Source organism: Antarcticimicrobium sediminis (assembly GCF_004348975.1).
GTDB lineage: Bacteria > Pseudomonadota > Alphaproteobacteria > Rhodobacterales > Rhodobacteraceae > Antarcticimicrobium > Antarcticimicrobium sediminis.
The window spans coordinates 1-958 of the sequence record NZ_SMFP01000058.1 but is presented as its reverse complement, the minus strand read 5'-3'; the positions used below and the strand labels follow the sequence as shown (position 1 = coordinate 958).

Below are 958 nucleotides of genomic sequence, written 5' to 3'. Positions count from 1 at the left end.
TGTCAATCGGCATGCAATCCTGACCCCCTATCGGCGCCCAAAAATGACCCCTTTATTTTGCGCAGGGGTAGCTGGCCCGATGCGGTGTAGCCATCACACAGCGCAGCCGCGTCGGGCCAGCAGGGCCTGGGTTACTCCCTGGTCTTGAAGCGCCAGCTCTCGTTGCCGGTTTCGACGATGTCGCAGTGGTGGGTAAGGCGATCAAGTAGCGCTGTCGTCATCTTGGCGTCTCCGAAGACCGATGGCCATTCACCGAAGTCGAGGTTGGTCGTCACGATGATCGAGGTTCGTTCGTAGAGGCGACTGACGAGGTGGAACAGCAGCTGGCCGCCGGTCTGCGCGAAGGGGAGATAGCCGAGCTCGTCGAGGATCAGGAAGTCGAGGCGGCATAGCAGGTCTGCCGTGCGCCCCTGTCGGTCGGCACGAGCTTCGGCATCGAGCTTGTTCACCAGGTCCACGACGTTGAAGAAGCGTCCCCGCTTGCCGCGCCGGATGCACGCCCGGGCGATGCTCACGGCAAGGTGGGATTTGCCGGTCCCGGTGCCGCCGATGAGGACGACGTTTCGCTGATGGTCGAGGAACTCCCCGCTGGCCAGATCCCGGGCCAGTGTTTCGTTGACCGGCGTGCCCTCGAAGACGAACTCGTCGATTTCCTTGGCCAGCGGCAACTTGGCGATGGTCATCTGGTATTTGATCGAACGCGCCTGCTTCTCGCTGATCTCGGCGTTCAGCAGATCGCCGATGATCTGTTGCGGTTCGTGCTGGCGCTTCACCGCCGTGGCGATGGTCTCATCGTAGGCGGCTTTCATCCCGTAGAGCTTCAGCTGGCTCATCGCGTCCAGCACTTGTGATCTTTCCATGGTTGGGTCTCCTTAGGCTGTCATAGCGTTTGCAGTCGGCCACAGGCTCGCAGGTCAGTCGCAGCGCGTCGGGCGTATCTATGGTCAGCGGCGGCGGC

Annotated in this window: 1 protein-coding gene and 1 pseudogene; both read right to left on the bottom strand. The window is 62.0% G+C overall.

All coding sequences use genetic code 11. The features are described from left to right. Positions 1-131: 131 nt before the first annotated feature. Complete coding sequence (istB, locus tag E1B25_RS21985; protein ID WP_132831687.1) at positions 132-860, bottom strand: IS21-like element ISPkr1 family helper ATPase IstB; 729 nt, start codon at positions 858-860, stop codon at positions 132-134. Then, positions 790-958 (bottom strand): annotated as a pseudogene (locus tag E1B25_RS21980) (IS21 family transposase); the annotation flags it as partial. The pseudogene E1B25_RS21980 and the gene istB, both read right to left, overlap by 71 nt.